Raw genomic sequence first — 18,886 nt, forward strand, 5'->3', positions numbered from 1 at the left:
GACCTTCCGTCGTGCGCGTCAGGAGACGCGCGCACGACGGCAAGGGGCCCGGCCCTACTCCCCAGCCTCACCGTTCCTGCCTGCGATATCGGGGAGAGCGCCGAGAGGCACCGCCCTCTCGACCCCGGCGGGAGGCCGAGCGCAGATGGGTTCGGGCAGAGGTGCGGAACGTTCTGCCGGGAGCGGGGGAGGTTTGGAGGCGAGCGCGGAGCGGCCCCTCCGGGAGCAGGGGGTCTTGGGGGAGTGCGGAACGATGACCCGAGCCCGTCGGGAGACGCCAGGGGGTGCAGGGGGAGTGGCGAACGACGACCCTGCCCTGGGTGTCCAGAGGGGCGGCGCGTCCTCTGGTCCGGCTGAAGGCCCCGGGCGGGTTCGGGAGGGCGGAGCGCCCCCCGAGCGGCGCGTCAGCGGCGCCGGGGGCCGGGGGCGTCAGCCCCCGGCGAACGACAGCTGGAATGCAGGTCCGAAGGGCCGGAGTGCCAGCTGATTAGTGAGTAGGTAGCTTTACACTCCTGGCGCACAGGCAGAGGTGCATGAGTAGGAAAGTGCGCCGGTTTCAGATTACAATTTCAGTTGCTCGTTGAGTCGGCGCCATTTTTGGCCAAAGGTCTTTCCCCCGGTCGATCTCTTCGAAATGCGATCTGAGACACCGATGTTGAGGTTGGATATGTAGCACGAAATGTTTAGAAAGGCCTCAAGGGGTTTTTTTGATTTCTTTATATCCAGGCACGGAGAAGTAAGCGGAGAGGTTTTCGCAGCTGTGGATATCACTTTGGCTTCAGAGCCTTTGCGGAATGGCATCCATGTCTCATAGCCGTGTTGATAGTTTATCTTGTTGCGCACCATCGAAAGCCAGGAGGCTTCACCTCCACCATCCAAAACCGCCTCTTTCAGGTTGGTTGCATAAGAAAGGAATGTTGTAGCATCCGCCGCTTCCTCTTTAATCGCGCGCTCAGCTTCCTCGACAATATATGTTGCAAATATCCTCCAAAATGCCTCGTGAACGCCTTTCTTCGATGGCGAGGGAGAGAGCTGAACTGAGATCTCGCCACTTCCTAAATCTGCACCGGATAGGTAGTTCAAGAAGTATGTGCCCGGTGCCATTCGTGGGGCATCTTTACTGTATGTTGTCAGAATTGTATTTATATAGTCTGACTGAGGTCTCTCAATGTTAACAACTCCTGATCCACGAGCCCGCAATAGCGCGTGGGCTGCAAAGAAGCTCGAGTAGTAAAATTTGAGAAACGGCCAACTTGCGGCCCCAAACTCTCGATTCTCAGATGTGGCGACAATATATGTTTCTAATGAAGAAAGAGAAAACCGTTCGAAGTCGGATGCCATTGCCCTTGCATAATCTGCGGTCGGCACGCGGCTCAATACAAGCGAACTATTTCCATCGGATTCAGGTATGAAATTACCACTCTTGAGCCATTCTCTTATGCCGCCAGCCAGCCCAACCTCCTCGCCCAGCCGGGGCAAGACGCCAGAGCTCAATATTGCTGAGAACTCGTCCACGGCTTACAGGGAAAGCTTTGAGGTAAGACGTTTCTCAAGATAATCTCGAAGCGCCGTCCAGCTTGTGCCGGGCTTCTCAAGTTTCGCGATAGGCATGTTCATGAAAATCGGCTGCACAATCTCTTGGAAGTTCTGTGCGCTGTAGTGATTACCGTGTTTGTCGACATGCCGTTGCGCAACGTCTCTAAAGATCGCCAGGAAACCTCGGAATACAACTGGTTTCGACAGAACCGGATTCGATGTTTTCTTATTAACTTCTGCCGCTACTGCGAGCAGATAGGCGTTGAGAATTAAGTAGATCTCTTCTGTAGTGCGTGTTGGAAAGAGTGAGAGCAGAGGCTTTACGGCGTTATTGAAGGTCACTCGGGTAATTTTTGTGCGTGATGCTTCTGATGGCGATAGAAGTCCAGACAATGCACTTTTGGTGTCAGAATGGAAGAAGTCAAAAACATCACGCAAGACTTCCTCTGCTTCCGATTCAATATCGGCTAGCTGCTTTATATCAAGTAGAAGTTGCGAGGGCACCGGCTTTTGTTTTGTGTTGATGTCGATAAATAGGCGAGTCTCCTCCTTTCTGGACAGCCCGTTATATATCACGACTGGCACCCTTAGAGTCTTTGCTGCTTTTGAGAAGCCAAAGACGCGATGCTGGCCATCCAAGATTAGGAAGGCGCCAGGGACTTTGCTGAACTCTAATGTTTTTCCTCTGCCCACAATTTTCAATTCGGCTTGCTCTTGCGCAGACAGAACTATCGAGTTAGGTATCGTGCCTAACTCTTCATCTATATATGTCGCAATTTCCGTCGCGCGTTTTTCATCAAGCTCACGCTGGAAGCCGAGCTTTGGATCCTCTTTGCGTGTAGTTACCTTGCAGGTCTGCGCGAGAACATCGCTTGGCATAGTCAAGGTATAGAATTGGTGTTTGCCTTGGCGCACTAAGCTGACACTATACCTAAGGCGGCTCTCATCTTCTGTATCGGCTTTCCCTGTGGGCAGATCATTTGCCATTTAATTCTTACTCCCAAGGCCTTATCTCGGTACCTACTATCAATACTAGCGATCGCAACACAAGTTATTCCGATCCGGTGGCGGTCCTGACCCCGTCGCGAGGAAATGTTCTCCTCGATGTTCGGACATCGACCGATCTCCTGATCTCCCAAGCTCAGGAGATCATCGATGGACGGATCCAACTTCAAGACAGACTACCCCGTGGTGCTGCGGTTCGAGGGGCTCTACCCGCACCACCTCGGCGGCTACGAAGCGCACCGGCTACGGAAGGGCGGGGACCTCAGCCACGTCAACCGCTCTCGGACGAAGCTGAACGGCCCGCCCTTGATTGGGCCCGAGGACTGGGCGGCACAGGCGCTGGCCGAAATCCGCGACATGGCCGCTGAAAACTTCGCGGACGAACTGGCCTCGCTGGAGAAGCGCAACCGCAAGAAGGACATCGAGCGGCGCATCATTGAGGGACCGAAGCAGCCCTGGCGCCCCACGCGCCACGGGCCGATGCGCGAGGTCATCCTGACGGTCAACAAGGACTGGTTCGATGGCGATGCCGCCTTTTTCGGCGTTGATCAGACCGCTCGCGAGGAAGAGTTCGGCAAACGTGCGGTGGCTTGGTTGAAGGCAAACTTCGGCGACGATGTCATCCACGCCCGCGCCGATCGCGACGAAGCCGCCTACCACGTTCATGCGGTGATCATGCCGCGAGCGACGGTAAAGATCGCCAAGCCCAAGGCTAAGGTCCCGACGGCCACGGCGACGCGGCGGATGCTGCAACCGTCGATTCACCCTCTCATTGAGGATTACGAGGCGGCACAGGACAGCGTTGGCCTCTGGTTCGCCGATCTCGGGCTGGTCCGCGGCGAACGGCGGGCCGCTGCGATCAGGGAGGCGCGGGCCAAGGGGCAGACGCCTCCGAAGCGGCGCCACCACGCGCGGACTTGGGAATGGCGCGCGAAGCAGGAGTTGCGTCTCGCGGCGAAGGAGAAGGCTCTGGCGGCCGATGAGGCAGCAGTAGAGGAACGCGCGGCGCAGGTCGCGGAACGCGAAGACGAGGCCGAAACCGTGCTGGCGATCGCGGAGGGCCTCGGCTCGGGGGCCTTCCGCGTCGAGGAAGGCAGCGACGAGCCCGATATCGTGCAGCAGGGGCCGGATGCGGAGCCAGCGCCATCCGACGCAGCGCTGGAGACCCTGCGCGATCGCTCGCCAACTGGGTTTGCTCGGGCGCGGGATGTGTTCGGGCGGGCGTGGCGACGATTGTCCGGGCAAGCGCACGCGGAGGCACGCGAAGCGGCACTCGGTGAGGTCGCCGAGGCTTCGCGTCAGATTGAAGAGGCAGACGCCGTCATTGCCGAGGCGGCACGGCACCTACCCACCCCCACCCGTGAGATGGTCGCCCGTATCCGGCGCACCATTCCGGCCATGCTACGCAACCTCCAGCCCTCCCGCCTTTCTTCGCGAGCGTCGACGCAAGAGGGCCACCGCGGGCTACAGGATTCTGGCGATGAAGGAAAGTTTTAATGCAAAACAACCGGTTATGACGGTGGCTCGAAAAAACTTGCGGAAATCGCGAGTCGTCGAAGACAAAGATTACAATCTCGAAGTCAGCCAACGACGGCGCCACCAATCCGGACCTCAGCCGAGGCCGCCCAACGAAAGCTGACACTGTTATGACCAAGTTCCTCAATCCCGCCCTCGCCGCCTCCAAAGCCTCGCGCAAAAAGCGCCAGCAGGCCGAAGAGACGCCCGATACCGCTGCCACCGCGCGGGCCATGGCCACGCTTCGCCGCTCGCTCAACAAGCAGGTGAAGAAGGCGGACAACGAGGAGCGACTGCGCGACAAGGCGATCGGCGATACGATGCCCGACTTTATCGCTGCGATGGACGAGGAGGTCTTGGCGCCCTTCTTCTTCAGTCTGGAACGGCTGGCGACCGCACCCAACCGCCGCCGGATCGCGTCCCATCCGCTGCGCCCCGAGATCGTTGACGAGATGCATGCCGAAGCGGATGAGGAAGAGGCCGCTGAAGCCGAGGAGGCAGCCAAAGCCAATGCCGCCACGAGAAAGGCCGAAACCGCGAAGGCTTCGGCGCAGGAAGCATCCCCGGAAGCCTGACGGGCCATTGCACGGCGGGCGGGCGGCCTCTGGCTGGCCCCGCCGTCAGCGAGCGACCGGTATGAGCAGGGTCGTCTTCGCCAAAGTGCAATGCGCGCTCCCGCAACCAACTTCCGCGAAAATATACCCAAGACAAAGCCGCCCAATAGGGCGGCTTCTTGCGTTCGGGGTCACCCTTGGGCGTGGATCTGCGGGCAGGGGGCTGTCCAGCAAACCGCTGACCGGAGGTGACGGTCGCGGTTCGGAGGGGAGGGGTCCCGGGGAAGCGCTTCTCGCAGCTTCAGCAGACCCGCCGCGGCGGATGAATGGCGGCAGGATTTCTGAGGCGCCCTGACGGGGCGGGATCCTGTCGAGGGCCGGGGTGGGAGCGTGGCTAAATCCCGAGGGCTCAGCCGCAAGTCAGGGCCGATCGCGGTCTGGGAAAAGGCTGCGCCTTCCAGGCTTTCCATGGCGTTAACGACTCGCATATAAAATGGGCATGGCCATAAGGCATTGAAGACGCCGCGTAAATAACGGTTGCTTAAAAGGCGTTCCCCGGTAATGCTAACTTATGGCCTCAAATGCGAGGTCGTGCATAAGAGCAAAAAGGCTCCGCAAACTCCTGGCTTCGGCCGGGATGTTGCGGGGCCTTTTTGCGTTTCTAACGATCCGCGGCGCCAGACCTGCGGACCAGAACCGATAGGGAAACGAAACCATGAAGAGACGCGATTTTCTCAGCCGCAGTGGCGCGGCAATCGGCGCCACCGGCCTGTCGGCCCCGGCACTGCTCAGCTCGACCCGCTGGGCCTATGCGGCGAATGGCACGATCCCCGTGGGGCTGCTGTTCTCGCTGACCGGCGCTGTTGCCGTGGTCGAAAGCACGCTGCATGACGCAGCGCAGATGGCCATCGAAGAGATCAACGCCGCCGGCGGCGTGCATGGCATGAAGCTCGAGCCCATCGTCGAGGATCCGGCATCCGATCCCGCGACCTATGCCGACCGCGCCCGTCGCCTGATGATCCGCGACAAATGCGTCAGCGTCTTCGGCTCCTACACCTCGGCCAGCCGCCAGGCGGTTCTGCCGGTGACCGAGAGCCGCAAGAACCTCTACTGGTATCCGACCCTTTACGAGGGCCGCGAGTGTTCGCGCAACGTGATGTATGGCGGTGCCGTCCCCAACCAGCAGCAGGACCTGCTGATCCCCTGGGCGCTGGAGAAGTTCGGTCCCCGTTTCTACATGATCGGCAACAACTACGTCTATCCGAAGGAAGAGAACAACTACTGCAAGACCCTGCTGGAAAAGCTGGGCGGCACCGTGGTGAACGAGGAATACGTGCCGCTGGGCCATTCGGATTTCGCCTCGGTCATCAACCGCATCCGGGCCGAGAAGCCCGACGTGATCTTCTCGACCGTGGTGGGCGACTCGGACGTGGCCTTCGCCCGTCAGTATCACGCGGCTGAATTCGACCCCGCCGACATGCCTGTCGTCAGCCTGACCCGCTCCGAGGTCGAGGTGAAGGCGATTGGCGGTGAGGCCGCGGCCGGACACTATTCCTCGGCGCCCTATTTCATGGGTCACGACACCCCCGAGAACAAGAAATTCGTCGAGGCCTATCAGAAGAAATACGGCGCCGACGCGGTGACCCATTTCGTCAACGAAGCCGCCTATTTCCAGGTCTACCAGTTCAAGGCGGCCCTGGAAAAACTGGACCCGTCCCAGATCACCCCCGAGGCGATCCGCGACGCGGCCGTCGGCATTACGCTGAACGCGCCTCAGGGCGAGGTTCTGATCGACGAGAACCTGCACACACATCTCTGGCCCAAGATCGGCCAGTGGCAGGCGGACGGACAGGCCAAGGTCATCGTCGACTCGGCCGAGCGCGTGGCCCCCAAGCCCTACGCCGCCTACGAAGGCCAAAGCTGCACCGGCCAGGGTCTGGTCAAGGCCTGATCGGCCCCTGACCGACCGCTTACCGGAAACCTGAAACCGTCCGGCCCGACCGGGGCCGGACGCACCCAAGGAGCAGTGCCGATGGACGTCTTATTCAACCAACTCTTCTCGGGGCTCAGCATGGCATCGATCCTGCTGGTGATCGCCCTGGGGCTTGCGATCATCTACGGCTCGATGGGGGTGATCAACCTGGCGCATGGCGAGTTTGTCATGCTGGGCGCCTATGCCACCTGGGCGATGCAGACCTATTTCGGGTTCTCCATCCTTGTGGCGCTGCCCTTCGTCTTTCTGGCCGTGGCGCTGGTCGGCTGGATCATCGAACTGGTGATCGTGCGGCGGCTTTATCGCCGCCCGCTGGATACGATCCTGGCGACCTGGGGCATCGGCATCATCCTGCAACAGGCCGTGCGTCTGGGCATCGGGGCCGAGAGCCGCTTTGTGAAGGGCCCCGGCATCCTCGACGGCAATGTCGTCATCGGCAACGTGGTGATGTCGAACTACCGCATCTTCGTCATCCTGTTTTCGATCGGGGTCCTTGCCGCCACCTGGGCGCTGATGACCAAGACCGAGTTCGGCATGAAGCTGCGGGCCGTGATCCAGAACCGCGGCATCTCGGAATGCTACGGGATCGAAGCCAGCCGCGTCTATTCGCTGACCTTTGCTTACGGCGCGGGTCTGGCGGGGATCGCAGGCGCGCTGATCACGCCGCTTTATTCCACCATCCCGACGATGGGCACCAGTCTGGTGGTCGACGCCTTTCTTGTCGTCATCGTCGGCGGGCTTGGCAGCCTGATCGGGGCCGCCGCCGCCGCGGTCATGATCGGCGAGGTCACGGCCGTCTTCTCGATGGTGATGAACGACACGCTTGGCCGGATCGCCGTGCTGGGCTGCATCATCCTGCTGATCCGCTTCCGCCCGCGCGGGCTCTTCCCCGAAACCGTCCGGCGCTGAGGACCCATCCATGACCAGAAAGCTATCATACGACCTTCTTGCCTATGCGGCCTTCGCGGCTGTGATCTTCTGGCTGGTGCCGACGCTTTACGCCTACGACGGGTTCGAGCTGAACACCTTTGCCCGCTACCTCAGCCTTGCGATCGTTGCGATGGCGCTGGCCCTGTCATGGGGCACCGCCGGTCTGCTGAACCTGGGGCAGGCCGCGACCTTCGGCATCGGCTCTTATGCGATGGCGATGCACCTGAAACTGCGTGCGAGCGACGGGCTGCCCGACTTCATGGGGTGGAACAACGTCGACACGCTGCCCTGGCTTTGGGTGCCGTTCGAGTCGCTGACCTTCACCCTTCTGGCCGGCCTGCTGCTGCCGGCGGCGGTGGGCGGCATCATCGCGATCTTCATGTTCCGCGCGCGCATCGCCGGAGTGTTCGTGGCCGTCATCACCCTGGCATTTCTGGTGGCCTTCCAGCTTCTGGTGATCGAACAGCAGGGCCTGACGGGCGGCCAGAACGGGCTGACCGGGCTGGCACCGCTGAACCTGTTCGGCTGGTCGGTCGATACCTACTCGGTCGGGTTCTATTATCTGGTCGCGGCCTGCCTGATGGCGGCGCTGACCATCGGCATCTATGTCTCGCACAGCAAGTTCGGCCTGATCCTGCGCGCCATCCGCGAGGACGCCGAGCGCACGCGCTTCTTCGGCTACAACGTGTCCTCGTTCGAAACGATGGTCTTCTGCATCTCGGCCGCACTCGCCGGGTGGGCGGGCATGCTCTACACGCTGGTGCTGGAGTTTGCCTCGCCAACCTACATGAGCGTTTCGTTCAGCCTTGCCATCGTGATCTGGGTGGCCGTCGGCGGACGCGAGTCGGTGATCGCCGCCGCCATCGGGGCGATCATCGTCAACGCGCTCGAGGGGCGTCTGTCGGACGTCTTCGTCGAGGGCTGGAACCTGATGCTGGGCGTGACCTTCGTGCTGGTCGTGATCTTCATGCCGCGCGGCCTCTTCGGTCTGGTGACCTATCTGGCCGGGGCGGGGTCGCGGTTGCGCCAGTCGCGGCAGGACAGTCCAAAGACCTCAGCGCCCATCGGATCGGCCCCCCACGCGCAAGGAGGACGCTGATCATGGCACAGCTGCAAATCCAGAACCTTCACGTGGAATTCGGCGGCCTGCGGGCGGTCGACAACCTGGACCTCACCGTCGAAGAGGGCGAGATCCTGTGCCTTCTGGGGCCCAACGGCGCGGGCAAGTCGACCACGCTTGACCTGATCTGCGGCAAGACCCAGCCGACCGGCGGCTCGATCCGCTTTCAAGGCACCGAGCTTTCGGGCCTGCTGGAATACGAACGGGCCCGCTGCGGCATCGGTCGCAAGTTTCAGGTCCCCTCGGTCTACAAGGAACTGACCGTCGCCGAGAACCTGTCGGTCGCGCAATCGCGCCACCCCGGCATGTGGAGGGCGCTTTTCACCTTCGGACGCGGCGACACGGCGACACAGCGCCGGGTGCTGGAACGCGTGGGCCTGGCCGAGAAGGCGGGCGTGAAGGCCGGCAACCTGTCCCACGGCGAAACCCAGTGGCTGGAGATCGCCATGCTGCTGACCCAGGACAGCCAGCTCATCCTGATGGACGAGCCCACCGCCGGCATGACCATTCAGGAAACCGAGAAGACCGCCGATCTTTTCCGGCAGCTTCGCGGCAGCCACACCCTGATCATCGTCGAACACGACATGTCCTTCGTGCGCCGCGTTGCCGACCGGATCGTGGTGATGAACCGCGGCGCCAAGCTGGCCGAAGGCTCCGTCGAGGAGATCGAGAACAACGCCGCCGTCAAGACGGCCTATCTGGGGCATTGAGATCATGAGCATCCTGCACGCGGAAAACCTGTTCTCCTACTACGGCAAAAGCCCGATCCTTCAGGACGTGTCGTTCAGCCTGAAGGCCGGCGAGTTCCTGTCGGTTCTGGGGCGCAACGGGGTCGGCAAGACCACCCTTCTCAAGACGATCATGGGTCTGACCGACCGCTGCGAGGGGCGGCTGGAGTTCGACGGCGCTGACATCTCGGGCCGCTCCACGCCCGAACGCGCACGGCTGGGCATCGGCTACATCCCCCAGGGGCGCGAGATCATCCCCCGCTTCACCGTCGAGGAAAACATCATCATGGGCTGCTATGCCCGCACCGACGGCAAGCGCGAGATCCCCGATTACCTGTTCGAGATGTTCCCGATCCTGCGCGAGTTTCTGACCCGGCGCGGGGGCGATCTGTCGGGGGGCCAGCAGCAGCAGCTGGCCATCGCCCGCGCCCTGGCAATGGACCCCAAGATCCTGATCCTCGACGAGCCGACGGAAGGCATCCAGCCCAACATCGTTCGCCAGATCGAGGATGCGATCGTGCATCTCAACCGCGAGCGCGGACTGGCCGTTATCCTGGTCGAGCAGAATATTCCCTTCGCGCGCAAGGCCTCGGACCGCTTCGTGGTTCTGGACAAGGGCGCGGTGGCGATGGCCGGCCACAAGGACGAGCTGACCGATGCGGTCGTCGAGAAACACATGACGTTCTGAAGCCAACAAACCGATTTCAACAGGAGGAAGACTGCAATGAGACATGGTGATATTTCCAGCAGCCCCGACACCGTCGGTGTCGCGGTCGTCAACTACAAGATGCCGCGCCTGCACACCAAGGCCGAGGTTCTGGAGAACGCGGAGAAGATCGGCGAGATGATCGTCGGCATGAAGCAGGGCCTGCCCGGCATGGACCTTGTGATCTTCCCGGAATACTCGACCCAAGGCATCATGTATGACCCCGACGAGATGTTCGCCACCGCCGCCACCATCCCGGGCGACGAGACCGAGATCTTTGCCCGCGCCTGCCGCAAGGCCAACGTCTGGGGCGTGTTCTCGATCACCGGCGAGCAGCACGAGGAACACCCCAAGAAGAACCCCTACAACACGCTCATCCTGATGAACAACAAGGGTGAGATCGTCCAGAAATACCGCAAGATCCTGCCTTGGTGCCCGATCGAGGGCTGGTGCCCCGGCGGTGAGACCTTCGTCGCCGAAGGTCCCAAGGGCATGAAGGTCAGCCTGATCATCTGCGACGACGGCAACTACCCCGAGATCTGGCGCGACTGTGCCATGAAGGGCGCCGAGCTGATCGTGCGTTGTCAGGGCTACATGTATCCCGCCAAGGATCAGCAGGTCATCATGGCCAAGGCGATGGCGTGGGCCAACAACTCTTACGTCGCCGTGGCCAACGCCGCGGGCTTCGACGGGGTCTACAGCTACTTCGGCCACTCGGCGATCATCGGCTTCGATGGCCGCACCCTGGGCGAATGCGGCGAAGAGGAAATGGGCATCCAGTATGCACAGCTTTCGGTTTCGCAGATCCGCGACGCGCGCAAGAACGACCAGTCGCAGAACCACCTCTTCAAGCTGCTGCACCGGGGCTACACCGGCGTTCACGCCTCGGGCGACGGCGATCTGGGCGTGGCGGACTGCCCGTTCGAGTTCTACCGCAACTGGGTCAACGACGCCGAAAAGACCCGCGAGGATGTCCAGAAGATCACGCGCAGCACGGTCGGCGTGGCCGAATGCCCGGTCGGCAACCTGCCCACCGGCGCGCGCGAGAAAGAAGCAGGCTGAGCCAAGACCTGCACTGGCGGGCGCCGCGTCTGACGGCGCCCGCCTTTTCCAGATTTGAGAAGGGGGCGCGGACGGCGCCCCCTTTCGCCCCCGACCCTGACGCCAGACCGGAGCACCGATGCCTTTTCTGACCGATCGCATCCAGGACACCCAGCGCCGCGAAACGCAGGCGCGCGCGCTGGCGGACGAGAACACCACCGATGTCAGCGCCCTCCATCGGGGCACGCGCGGGGGCTTTCTCAAGAGCCGCTTCGCCTTCGACCTGGACGCGATCGAGGAGGAGCTTCGGCGCAGCATCATCGGTCAGCCCCGCGCCATCGACGAGGTGATGAACGTCTTGCGCGTGGTGCGCGCCGACATCGGCGATCCGCGCAAGCCGCTGGCCTCGCTCCTCTTCTGCGGGCCGACCGGCGTCGGCAAGACCGAGACTGTCCGCACCCTGGCCCGCATCCTGCACGGTGACGCCGACGCCATGTGCCGGATCGACATGAACACGCTTTCCCAGGAACATTACGCCGCCGCGCTGACCGGGGCGCCGCCGGGCTACGTGGGCTCGAAGGAGGGGACCACCATCCTTGACCAGGAGAAGATCGAGGGCAGTCACTCGCGCCCCGGCATCGTCCTGTTCGACGAGCTGGAAAAGGCCAGCGACGAGGTCATCCTCGCCCTGCTCAACGTGCTCGACAACGGCATCCTGACCGTCGCCTCGGGGGAGCGGACCTATTCCTTCCGCAACACGCTGATCTTCATGTCCTCGAACCTGGGCGCGCGGGAATTGCAGGCGCTGGCGGACCGGGCCGCGGTCGGCGCCGCCGGCATGGGTCAGCGAATGCGCCGGCTGATGGCGCGCGCGGCCATGCGCGGCCGCGACCGCCGCGACGCCGCCCGCGAGGTCGTCACCTCCTGCCTGCTCAAGCGGTTTCCGCCCGAGTTCGTCAACCGGATCGACCATATCGAGGCCTTCGACTGGATCGATCCCGAGGCCATGCCGAGGCTGGTCGATGTCGAGATCTCGCGCCTGAACCGGCGTCTTGCAAAGCACGGCTGCTTGGTCGAGATTGACCCCGAGGTTTCCAATTTCCTGGCCGAACGCGGGTTCGATCCGCGCTTCGGCGCACGCGGTCTGCGCCGTGCGATACGCCAGCACCTGGAATTTCCGCTGGCCGATCACCTGCTGGACCTGAGCGCCCACGCCGAACCCGGCGCGGAGGAAGGCGACCGACGCGTGCTGCAGGCCCGGCTGAACGACCAGGCGCTGGAATTTTACCAGTCCCGAATGGAGGATAATGTGTGATCAACAAGGGACCCTGGCGGGTCGGCGTGCTGTTTTCCACGTCCGGCGTTACGTCCATAATCGAGAAGTCCCAGCTCAAGGGCGCGATGCTGGCCATCGACGAGATCAACGCCGCGGGCGGGGTCCGTGGCCGCCCGATCGAGCCGGTCTGCTACAACCCCAACTCGGTCGTCGCCCGCTACGGCGAACTGGCCGAACAGCTGATCCGCGAAGACCGCATCGACGTCATCTTCGGCTGCTACATGTCCTCCTCTCGCAAGGAGGTGCTGCCGATCGTCGAGCGACGGAATGCGCTTTTCTTCTACCCGACGCTCTACGAGGGGTTCGAGTATTCGCCCAACGTGATGTATGGCGGCGCCATCCCGAACCAGAACAGCGTGCCCTTGGGCAACCACCTGATGGAGACCTACGGCCGGCGGATCTATTTCGTGGGCTCGGATTATGTCTACCCGCGCGAATCCAACCGGGTGATGCGCCACGTCATCCGACAGGGCGGCGGCGAGGTCCTGGGCGAGGAATACCTGCCGCTTCGGACCACCACCGCGACCTTCAAGGACGTGGTCGCCCGGATCATGGAGGCCAAGCCCGACGCCATCTTCTCGACGGTGGTCGGTCAGGGATGCATCAACTTCTACCGCGCCTATTACGAGGCCGGCGGCCGCGGGATGGAGCGCCCCATCGCCAGCCTGACCACCAACGAGGCCGAGATCGAACAGATCGGCCCCGAGGCATCGGCCGGGCACATCACCGCCGCCCCCTATTTCCGCAACCTCGAGAGTGCGGCCAACCGTCGCTTCCTGGCCAGCTACACCGAGAAATACGGATCGACCGCCGATGTCACCAGCTGCGGCGAGGCGGCCTATTCCCAGATGCATCTCTTCGCCATAGCACTGGAAGAGACGGGCGAGATGGACGCCGACGCGTTACGCGCAAGCCTTCAGGGAACCAGTTTTGATGCGCCCCAGGGCACGATCTCGGTCGACCCCGAGAACAACCACACCTATCTGCACGCGCTGATCGCGCGGGTGGATGAGAAGGGCGAATTCGTGATTGCCCATAAAGTGCGCCAATCGATCAAACCGGACCCATATCTGGTCTATCCTGCTCTGAACGATTGGAAATTTCGGACACAGAAGGTCGTATCGAGTTAACTGGCGCCATGACGGATGTTCTCGACAGCTTGCGCGATTTGAACGTGGCGGTGCTTCACAGGCGCGATGCCACTGGGGATGAACTTTTGCAGCAGGTGCACCGGATCGGCTGTCCGGTGGAAAGTCATTGGCCGGTGCCGGAATCGTTGCCAGACAAGGTGGATCTGCTTTTCACCGAGGTGAACGAGGAATCCCAGACCGACCTGCACCGCATGCTGGAGCGGGCGCGGCGGGTGCCGCTGACCCTGGTCGCGATCATCGGCTACGAAAACCCCTCGGTCCTGAGCGCCGTCCAGAAGATCGGCGCCCACGCCATCGTCACCAAGCCGGTGCGCGCCGCCGGGGTGCTGAGCGCGATGGTCATGGCGCGGCACTATTGGGCCGACCGCTGCCGCTTCAACCGCGACCTCGAGAAGATGCGCACCCGCCTCGACAGCCTGCAGAAGGTGAATGACGCCAAGTTCATCCTGATGCGCCACCACGGCATCGACGACAAGGAAGCCTATTCGATCATCCGCAAACAGGCGATGAGCAAGCGGACCACCACGATCGAGATCGCGCAGTCGATCATCAATGCCGACGGCATCCTGCGGAACTTTCGCTCGGACTGAGACGGGCCGAAGGGGCGTGCGTGCACGTAACGCATGACGCCGCGGAACTAAGGTCATACGCGCTGCCAGAATAGTTTAGCCTACGCTGATTTCCGCTGATTGAAGCGCGAAAGGAATGGCGCAAATTGATTGGTAGCCGACCAATTGTTGGCGGCTCTCATTCTCAGGAGTGTACTATGTCTTCCCAGAATAAACCCTCCAAACCCGCAAGCCCCTCCAAGGAAGCCAGCCAGGCCGGCGGCTCCTCCAAGCCGTCCCAGGGCGGCAAAAGCCAGGGTCAGAAGAAGTAAACCCGAAAGGCCGGAGGGGGCTTGCCCCCCTCTGGCCGATCCCGGCCTACCGCGCCCCCGCCCCCCGGCGCAAAGCGCGGGACAAGGGCAGCAGCGCCAGCAGCGACAGCGCCGCCAGAACCGCCCCCGCCAGGAAGGTCGCAGCAGGCCCCGCCCCATCCCACAAGAGCCCCGCGATCACGCTTGCCAGCAGGATCATCACCCCCGTCGTCAGGTTGAGCATCCCGAACGCCGTCCCCCGCAGCTCGTCCGGGGCGGTATCGGCTACCAGGCTTGCCAGTATGCCTTGGGTGAAGCCCATGTGGATCCCCCACAGCGCCACCCCCAGCCCCGCGCCCCAAAGACCGGGCAGAAGCGCCAGCGCAAGATCGGCCAGCACCAGCAGGCCCATGCCCATGCCCAGCACCTTCAGGCGCCCGTGGCCCCGGTCCGACAGCACCCCCGCCGGATAGGCCGCCAGCGAATAAAAGACGTTCATCACCACCAGAACGGCCGGCACGTAGATCAGTGCGATCCCCTCGTCATGGGCCTTCAGGATCAGGAACGCCTCGGAAAACCGGGCCAGCGTGAACAGGGTGGCGACCCCCACCACCGCCCAGAAGGCCGGACCCAGCCGGCGCAACTGGGAAAGGCTGAGGGGCAGCCGCGCGGGGCGGGCGAAGTCCTTGGGGCGGGGCGGTTCGGGGACCATGAAGATCAGCAGCAGAACCGCGACGATGGCGGGCAGGGCGGCGGCCCAGAAGACCAGCGGGATGTTGTCGCCCGTCGCCCACATCAGCCCGATCGCCAGAAGCGGTCCCAGAAAGGCGCCCACCGTATCCAGCGACTGTCGCAAGCCGAAGGCGGCCCCCCGCTGTGCGGGCGGGGCCAGATCCGCTATCAGCGCGTCGCGCGGTGCGCCCCGGATCCCCTTGCCGACCCGGTCGATGAAGCGGGCGCCGATCAGCCAGCCGACCGTCGGGGCAAGGGGAAAGACCGGCTTGGTCAGCGCCGCCAGCCCGTAGCCGACGACCGCAAGGACCTTGCGCTTTCCCAGCCAGTCGCTCAGCGCGCCGGAAAAGACCTTGGTGATGGCCGCCGTCGCCTCGGCGATGCCCTCGATCAGCCCGACGATCAGCATCGAGCTGCCCATCGTCGTGACAAGATAGACCGGCAGCAGGGCGTGGATCATCTCGGACGAGATATCCATCCAGAGAGAGACGAAGCCCAAGGCCCAGATGCCCCGAGGCAGCCCCTTGGCACCGGGTCGAGTGGCTCGCGCGTCAGTCTGCTGGCTCAAGATCCTGCGCCTTTGTCCAGGGAGGGGGGCGGCGGGCGGAATGTCCGGGACCCGAAGGAAACCCAAGGCCGCCACGAATGGCAAGCATCAGCGACCCAGGGGCGGCAATATGTCGAAAGGGGGAAATGGCGCGCTGGGGAGGATTCGAACCCCCGACCCCTTGATTCGTAGTCAAGTACTCTATCCAACTGAGCTACCAGCGCGCGGATGAGGGCGATTTACCTACCCCGACCGGGCATTGCAAGGGCCGATTTCAAACAAGCTCCCGCCGCGCGGGAATTTCTTCGTCGCGGATCGTCTTGGGCAGTCGCAGCACGAAGCTGGTGCCCTCGGGACCGGTGCGTTCAAGCTCCAGCCGGCCGCCGTGACCGGCCACCAGCTCCGACGCGATGGCCAGGCCCAGGCCCGAGCCTTCCTTGCGGGTGCCGCCCTGGAACGGCATGAAAAGATGCTCGCGCGCCTTGGCCGGAAGACCGGGGCCGGTGTCGCGCACGCAGATGGTCCATTCGCGATCACTCTCGGCGGCGCTGAGGGTGACGTGACCGGCCCGCCCGCCGGCGGCAATGGCCTGCCGGGCATTGCGCACCAGGTTGGACAGCACGCGGTAAAGCTGTTCGGGATCGCAGCGCAGGACCATGCCGGGCGGCAGCTCGGCCTCGATCACCACGTCGCCATCCTCGGCCGCCAGGGATTCGTTCTCGACCACGTCCTGCACAATGGGGGCCAGCGGCACCCGTTGCAGCATCGGTGGCGCCTCTTCGGCCTTGCCGAAGGCCAGGGTGGATTCGCACAGGCTGACCGCCCGGCGGATCGACGACACCAGCTTGGGCACCGCCCGGTTCACCGCCGGATCGTCGCTGGTTTCCATCCGGTCGGCGAAAAGCTGGGCGGTGGTCAGGATATTGCGCAAGTCGTGGCTGACCTTGGCGACCGCGCCGCCAAGCTGTGCCAGGCGCTCTTTCTGACGCAGGGCGCCGGTGACATGGGTCTGAAGCGAGCGAAGCGCCTCCTCGGCCTTGCGCAGCTCCACCAGGCCGGCGGAGGGCTGGATGATCCGCCGCGCATCCTCGGGGTGGCTGGCATAGGTTGCCATGTGCTCGATCACGCCCTCGATGGGGCGCACGAGGAACCGGCGCACGGCCAGGAACAGCAAGAGCGCCGTGATGATCGAGATCACCGCCGACAGCGCCAGGATCCGCAGGCCGTAATCTATCATCGATGCCCGCAGCGGGGCGCTGTGCATGGTAATCTCGATCTGCATGCCGCCTTGGCGCACGGGGTCGCCGATCACGCGGATGATCCGGTCGGCCGGGTCGAAAAGCTGTCGCAGCGCGTCGCGCAGAAGGCCGGGGGCGGCCGCGTCGCGCAGATCATAGGTTTCGTGCACCGGGCCGGGGATGGGAGAGGAAAGCATGAGCTGTCGCACCGCATCGCGGCGCAGCACCACGTTCAGGACATCGGCGTTGGCCAGCAGCTCGCGCTCCAGATCCGGCGAGATCATGTCCTCGGCCAGCAGGGCGAGCGAGGCGATCTGCGCCCGTTCAAGGCGGCTCAGCAGGTAGTCCTGGCGGAACCGGGCCACCGAGGGCACGAAGATCAGCACTTCGGCCAGCATGACGAAGACCGTCGTCAGCAGCAGGAACCGGCCCGAAAGCGTGTTGAGGAACATTCCCTCTCCTCGTTGGTCGTCAGGGCAGAAGCCGCTGCACCGTCCGGACAACCCTCTTAACCACAGAACTCTCGAACAGTTTAGGCGAAAAATAGGCGCCGGCAGCCCTTTTGTTCGCCTCGCCGAGGGTTGGGTAGGGCAGCACGGTGCCCGCGACCGCGCTCATCTTCAGGCGGTTGGCAATGGCCATGGCCCAGATCCCCACCAGATCGCCGGCCGAAGCACCGACGATGGTCGCGCCGATCGGGCGGCCGCGCAGGACCATGACCTTGACGAAGCCCGCACGCCGATCCTCGGCGATGGCGCGGTCGTTTTCGGCCATGTCGAACCGGGCGACGGTCAGCGCGTCGCCATGCAGCGCACGCGCCTCGTCTTCCGTGGGGCCGATCTGGGCAAGTTCGGGGTCGGTGTAGGTAACGCGGGGGATGTGATCCTCTCGCGCCTTCGATGGCAGGCCCAGCAGGGCCGAGCGAATGACCACCCCGGCGTGATACCCGGCGACATGGGTGAATTGCATGCCCCCCGCGGCATCGCCGATGGCATAGACCCGGCGGTTGCTGCTGCGCAGGTCGGCGCCGACCCGGACGGCGCGGTCATGCTCCACCTCTGCCTTGTGCAGGTCCAGACGGTCCAGGTTCACCTTGCGGCCCACCGCCACCAGCAGGTGGCTGCCGGTGATGCGCTGTCCGTCCTGGGTTTCCAGGGTGATGGCGCCGGCCTTGCCCGAGACGCGGGCGGCCTGCAGCCCCTCGAGGATGGTCACCCCTTCCTCGCGCAAACGGGCGAGGATCAGCGCCACCGCCTCTGGGTCATCGCGGCCCAGGGCCCGCGCACCTTCAACCACCGTCACTTGGCAGCCCAGCCGCGCGTGGGCCTGGGCCATCTCAAGGCCGATGGGACCGCCGCCGATGATGATCAGGTGCGCGGGCTTCTCGCGGTCCTCGAAGATCGTCTCGTTGGTGTGGTAGGGCACGCCGTCCAGCCCGTTGATCGGCGGCACCAGCGGCGAGGATCCCGTCGCGATCACGAAGCGCCGCGCGGTGATGACATGATCCCCCGCCTGCACTTCGGTCGGTGAGATGAAGCGCCCGTACTCGCGGATCACGCGCACGCCCAGGCCGCGGAAACGCTCCTCGCTGTCGACGGGGGCGATGGTGTCGATCGCGCGGCGCACGTGGTCCTTGGCGGCGGCGAAATCGACCTGAGCCGGGGCAGGAGAGGGGGCCAGGCCGAAACGCCCGCCCCCGCCCAAGGCGTGGGCCTGCTTGGCGACGGACAGCAGCGCCTTCGAGGGGACGCAGCCGTAGTTCAGGCAGTCCCCACCCATCTTGTGACCTTCCAGCAGCACGGCGTCGGCGCCCATCTGCACCGCCCCCGCCGCCACCGACAGCCCGCCCGAGCCTGCGCCGATAACGCAGATGTCCGTCTTGATGCGCGTCACCA

16 protein-coding genes and 1 tRNA gene are annotated in these 18,886 nt (G+C 63.6%); 11 read left to right on the forward strand and 6 right to left on the reverse strand.

The features are described 5' to 3' along the window. Positions 1-561: 561 nt before the first annotated feature. Entirely contained in the window at positions 562-1,515 is a 954-nt protein-coding gene (locus CLV77_RS16245) for a hypothetical protein (protein ID WP_143815133.1), read from the reverse strand. A 3-nt stretch (positions 1,516-1,518) separates the two neighbouring features. Beyond that, positions 1,519-2,523 (reverse strand): DGQHR domain-containing protein, encoded by a 1,005-nt coding sequence (locus tag CLV77_RS00955; RefSeq protein WP_076979667.1) that lies wholly within the window; start codon positions 2,521-2,523, stop codon positions 1,519-1,521. Positions 2,524-2,691: 168 nt separating this feature from the next. Between CLV77_RS00955 and CLV77_RS00960 the strand changes: the two genes are divergently transcribed. From CLV77_RS00960 to CLV77_RS01010, 11 genes are all read left to right on the forward strand, one after another. Then, on the forward strand, positions 2,692-4,038 hold the full coding sequence (locus CLV77_RS00960) for a plasmid recombination protein (RefSeq protein WP_076979666.1): 1,347 nt from the start codon (positions 2,692-2,694) through the stop codon (positions 4,036-4,038). A 149-nt stretch (positions 4,039-4,187) separates the two neighbouring features. Beyond that, the gene (locus CLV77_RS00965) at positions 4,188-4,631 is read left to right on the forward strand and encodes a hypothetical protein (protein WP_076979665.1); all 444 of its coding nucleotides are present in this window, start codon (positions 4,188-4,190) and stop codon (positions 4,629-4,631) included. 694 nt (positions 4,632-5,325) lie between these two features. Next, the gene (locus tag CLV77_RS00970; RefSeq protein ID WP_076979664.1) at positions 5,326-6,561 is read left to right on the forward strand and encodes a transporter substrate-binding domain-containing protein; all 1,236 of its coding nucleotides are present in this window, start codon (positions 5,326-5,328) and stop codon (positions 6,559-6,561) included. Positions 6,562-6,642: 81 nt separating this feature from the next. Continuing rightward, on the forward strand, positions 6,643-7,512 hold the full coding sequence (gene urtB / locus CLV77_RS00975) for an urea ABC transporter permease subunit UrtB (protein ID WP_076979663.1): 870 nt from the start codon (positions 6,643-6,645) through the stop codon (positions 7,510-7,512). A gap of 10 nt (positions 7,513-7,522) precedes the next feature. Then, positions 7,523-8,632 carry an urea ABC transporter permease subunit UrtC gene (urtC, locus tag CLV77_RS00980; RefSeq protein WP_076979662.1) on the forward strand — a complete coding sequence of 370 codons (1,110 nt, stop codon included), beginning with the start codon at positions 7,523-7,525 and terminating at the stop codon, positions 8,630-8,632. Positions 8,633-8,634: 2 nt separating this feature from the next. Continuing rightward, positions 8,635-9,363 (forward strand): urea ABC transporter ATP-binding protein UrtD, encoded by a 729-nt coding sequence (urtD, locus tag CLV77_RS00985; protein ID WP_076979661.1) that lies wholly within the window; start codon positions 8,635-8,637, stop codon positions 9,361-9,363. A gap of 4 nt (positions 9,364-9,367) precedes the next feature. Further along, a complete protein-coding gene (urtE, locus tag CLV77_RS00990; RefSeq protein WP_083707751.1) occupies positions 9,368-10,069 on the forward strand; it encodes an urea ABC transporter ATP-binding subunit UrtE in 702 nt (233 codons plus the stop codon). Positions 10,070-10,105: 36 nt separating this feature from the next. Further along, entirely contained in the window at positions 10,106-11,149 is a 1,044-nt protein-coding gene (locus tag CLV77_RS00995; RefSeq protein WP_076979660.1) for an aliphatic amidase, read from the forward strand. A gap of 118 nt (positions 11,150-11,267) precedes the next feature. After that, positions 11,268-12,443: an AAA family ATPase gene (locus tag CLV77_RS01000; RefSeq protein WP_076979659.1), complete on the forward strand. Its 1,176-nt coding sequence runs from the start codon at positions 11,268-11,270 to the stop codon at positions 12,441-12,443. After that, positions 12,440-13,594, forward strand: a complete 1,155-nt coding sequence (locus CLV77_RS01005; RefSeq protein ID WP_076979658.1) for a transporter substrate-binding domain-containing protein — start codon at positions 12,440-12,442, stop codon at positions 13,592-13,594. The genes CLV77_RS01000 and CLV77_RS01005 overlap by 4 nt, the downstream gene beginning before the upstream one ends. An 8-nt stretch (positions 13,595-13,602) precedes the next feature. Further along, positions 13,603-14,205, forward strand: a complete 603-nt coding sequence (locus CLV77_RS01010; RefSeq protein WP_076979657.1) for an ANTAR domain-containing response regulator — start codon at positions 13,603-13,605, stop codon at positions 14,203-14,205. Positions 14,206-14,541: 336 nt separating this feature from the next. Here the strand turns inward: CLV77_RS01010 and CLV77_RS01015 are convergent, their stop codons facing one another. From CLV77_RS01015 to CLV77_RS01030, 4 genes are all read right to left on the reverse strand, one after another. Next, on the reverse strand, positions 14,542-15,774 hold the full coding sequence (locus CLV77_RS01015) for an MFS transporter (protein WP_076979656.1): 1,233 nt from the start codon (positions 15,772-15,774) through the stop codon (positions 14,542-14,544). A 126-nt stretch (positions 15,775-15,900) separates the two neighbouring features. Beyond that, positions 15,901-15,977, reverse strand: a tRNA-Arg gene (locus CLV77_RS01020). A 50-nt stretch (positions 15,978-16,027) separates the two neighbouring features. Beyond that, positions 16,028-17,443 carry a sensor histidine kinase gene (locus tag CLV77_RS01025; RefSeq protein WP_076979655.1) on the reverse strand — a complete coding sequence of 472 codons (1,416 nt, stop codon included), beginning with the start codon at positions 17,441-17,443 and terminating at the stop codon, positions 16,028-16,030. A gap of 19 nt (positions 17,444-17,462) precedes the next feature. Beyond that, positions 17,463-18,884: a dihydrolipoyl dehydrogenase family protein gene (locus CLV77_RS01030; protein WP_100053140.1), complete on the reverse strand. Its 1,422-nt coding sequence runs from the start codon at positions 18,882-18,884 to the stop codon at positions 17,463-17,465. Positions 18,885-18,886 lie beyond the last annotated feature (2 nt).

Source organism: Brevirhabdus pacifica (genome assembly GCF_002797755.1).
Taxonomy (GTDB): domain Bacteria; phylum Pseudomonadota; class Alphaproteobacteria; order Rhodobacterales; family Rhodobacteraceae; genus Brevirhabdus; species Brevirhabdus pacifica.